General features: G+C 66.3%; 2 protein-coding genes. One reads left to right on the top strand and one right to left on the bottom strand.

The window, feature by feature from the left end:
* Positions 1–534: 534 nt before the first annotated feature.
* The gene (locus F6X53_RS31920) at positions 535–1,737 is read left to right on the top strand and encodes a Zn-dependent hydrolase (protein WP_151005937.1); all 1,203 of its coding nucleotides are present in this window, start codon (positions 535–537) and stop codon (positions 1,735–1,737) included.
* A gap of 636 nt (positions 1,738–2,373) precedes the next feature.
* Here F6X53_RS31920 and F6X53_RS31915 read toward each other — a convergent pair.
* The coding region (locus F6X53_RS31915) for an ATP-binding protein (protein ID WP_151005935.1) at positions 2,374–3,442 on the bottom strand (1,069 nt) is incomplete at its 5' end.

Genomic DNA, 3,442 nt, shown 5'->3' with positions numbered 1-3,442 from the left:
GACGCGCTGCCGAAAGCGCTCAAGGTTGTAGCCGTCGCCAAGGAGGTTTCGCATCCGGACAACTAGGTGTGGGAGCTGCTAAAACGCGAGACTGTCGCACCCGCGCGAGGTTTGCCGCAGGCTGATCTGTGATCGGCGTGCCGGGGCTTGTACCGAGCCATCGCGAGAACCCGAGCAGCCGAAGGTGTGCTGGTGTTTGCGACAGCCCGAAGGCTAGGCCTTGCTGGCCAGCCTCGTGGCGGATGGGATGGACGCCGGCGGCCGTGCTCTTTTCATCTTTGAGCCGGACTTTGTCGCTCCAGAGCCTCAACCCAGATGGACCGAGCCTCCGCTCCTGAACACCGCAGACTGTCCCAATTCGCCTGACGACGCGACTTCGCTCACCCAATCATGCCGCCCCGGTGTGGCCTGCCCAACCTCGCTTGCGCCGATTTCGCCATTTGGGTGACCGGTGGCTAATGGGTGGTTTGAAGGGGTGGCACACCCCTCTGCATGAAGCTTGCAAGGTTCGGTCGTTTAGGACCCAGGCCCAGCATGACCGAGATCGATACTGAAACCTTCCTGGCCGATCTGTACGCTTTGCGCGAGATCGGGCGATTCCGTACAGGTGTCCACCGGCCGACCTTTTCGCCCGATGATATGCAGTCGCGCCGTTGGCTGATGGGCCGCCTCGAGGCATGCGGCCTCGGGGCGTCGATCGACGGCATCGGCAACGTGCTCGGGCGTCATCGCGGCCCAGGTCCCCACCTCCTGGTGGGCAGCCACATCGAGACCCAGAACGAGGCTGGCTGGCTTGATGGAGCGCTCGGCGTTGTGGCTGGGTTGGCGCTGGCCAGGGCAGGCCTGCCCGTCGACATCGTCGCCTTCGCTGACGAGGAAGGGCACTTTTCCGGAGGCTTCCTGGGAAGCCGTTCGGCGATCGGCGATTTGACCGAGGCGGAGATCGACGCCGCCCGCAACCGCACCGACGGCACGCCCCTGAGGGCAGCTCTCAAAACCGTCGGGCTCGCTGGAATATCTCGGATGCAGCTCGATACATCCCGCTACCGGGGCTTCCTGGAACTGCATATCGAGCAGGGCACGCAACTGGAATCCGCCGGCCTGCATCTCGGCGTAGTCAGTGGCATCGTGGCGATCTGGCAATTCAAGATCGTTTTCAAAGGCAACCAGGACCATGCTGGCGGCACCACCATGGCAGAGCGCAGGGATGCAGGGCTTTCGGCGGTACGCCTGCTCGCGGCAATCGACCGAGAGTTTCCAAAGGTTTGCGGCCCGCGCAGCACCTGGACGACGGGACAGATCACCCTAGATCCCGGCGGCTACAGCATCATCCCAGGCTGCGCCGAGGTGGCCTTCCAGTTCCGCGACGTGTCAATTCCGGTGCTGGAGCGGATGGAGGCTTGCCTTGAAGCGCTGGTGTGCGAGTCGAACCGTCGAGAGCGCTGCACCGCTACCCTTACACCCCTGTCAAAGGCGATCCCTGCTCCCTGCGACCCCAACCTGATGGAGGCTATCTCGCAGGCTGCCGAGCAGGTCTGCCCTGGCCGTTGGCAGGTGATGCCATCGGGGGCCGGCCACGACGCACAGAACATCGCACGCATCCTGCCGGCCGCCATGCTGTTCGTCCCGTCGATCGGCGGCATCAGCCACCACTGGGCGGAGGATACCACCGACGCGGACCTGGCCTTCGGCGTACGCGCGCTCGGAGGGGCAGCGGCGCGGGTGCTGGCCGGATAGTCTAGCGCGGCGTGTCCCGAGCCCCCGTCAAAGCTCCTGCCGCAAACCCGACGCTATGTGCCAGGAGATGACTTAGGATGTCGGCTATGGGACCAACCCAGGCCGATAGACTGGAAGTGTCGAACATCCGCTTTCGAGCGACGGCCGAATCCTTGGCTACGTACTGGTTGGGTCGTGAGCAGCATGTCCGCTTCACGGCGAAAGGTCAGGGTCCGGTTCCCACCCCATCCGGGCCTTCGGCGGAAAAGGATCCAATGTCCGCACGGGGTCAGGAGTTCGCGTTCGTTTTGGTCAGCAACGCGCCATCAGCGGGCTTTCGCGTTCAGCTACTCAAAGGTCTGCTCATCGAGCGAGAGCAGACCCACGCAGCTGGGGTCTCTGGCGGTCACGACATTCTGAGGTACGGGCACATTGGCGACCTGTCGCGGAGCCCATCCTCAGTCTCGATGAAGGCCGCTCGGGGTGGGGAGCGACTGTCGGGCAGTTGCATGACGAGTGGCGAGATCGGGTCCGTCAGCCGCCCACGCCGCAAGGTCCCGGGTAACCGTCTGTGCCGACCGAAGGGCCGCCGCGCCCGCGCTGGGGCGGCCTCAGGACCGGCTCGCCGACCCCACGTCCGGCGAGCCCGGCAGCAGGTCAGGACGCCGCGATCAGCTCCTTGATGCGCGAGGCGAGCGCCTCCATCACGAAGGGCTTCGTCAGCACGGCCATGCCGGGCTCTAGGTGCCCGTTGCCGACGGCTGCGTTCTCGGCGTAGCCGGTGATGAACAGCACTTTCAGGTCCGACCGGCCAACCCGGGCCGCATCCGCCATTTGGCGCCCGTTCATGCCGCCCGGCAAGCCGACGTCGGTGACGAGCAGGTCGATGCGCACGTCCGACTGCAGCACCTTCAGGCCGGAGACCGCGTCCGCCGCCTCGATGGCGGTGTAGCCCAAGTCCTCCAGGACCTCGGTCACCAGCATGCGGATGCTGGGCTCGTCGTCCACGATCAGCACCGTCTCGCCCTGCTCGGCGCGCGGCGCCCCGGCGAGGTCCGGCAGGCTCTCGGCCCCGTCCGCCTCGCCGTAGTGACGGGGCAGGTAGATGCACAAGGTCGTGCCCTGGCCGACCTCCGAGTAGATCCGCACCTGACCGCCCGACTGGCGGGCGAAGCCGTAGATCATGGAGAGACCGAGCCCGGTGCCCTGGCCGGTCGGCTTCGTCGTGAAGAATGGGTCGAAGGCGCGCGCGACGACGTCGGGCGTCATGCCGGTGCCGGTATCGGTCACGCACAAGGACAGGTACTGGCCCGGAGAGAGGTCGCGCTCCTTGGCGGCACGGTCGTCGAGCCACTTGTTGGCGGTCTCGATGGTAATGCGCCCGCCTTCGGGCATGGCGTCGCGCGCGTTGATGCAGAGGTTCAGCAGCGCGTTCTCAAGCTGCGGCGGGTCAACGAGCGCCGGCCATAGCCCGGCGGCCCCGACCACCTCGATGTGGACGGCCGGCCCTACGGTCCGGCGGATCAGGTCCTCCATGCCGTTGATGAGGGCGTTCACGTCGGTCGGCTTCGGGTCGAGCGTCTGGCGCCGCGAGAAGGCGAGCAGCCGGTGGGTGAGCGCGGCCGCCCGCTTCGACGCTCCCTGTGCCGCGTTGATGTAGCGGTCGAGGTCGGTCAGGCGGCCCTGGCTCATCCGGGTCTGCAGGAGCTCCAGGCTTCCCGAGATG

This window comes from Methylobacterium soli, assembly GCF_008806385.1.
GTDB lineage: Bacteria > Pseudomonadota > Alphaproteobacteria > Rhizobiales > Beijerinckiaceae > Methylobacterium > Methylobacterium soli.
Note: the sequence above shows the minus strand (reverse complement) of the source record. Positions and strands in the feature narration are given on the sequence as shown.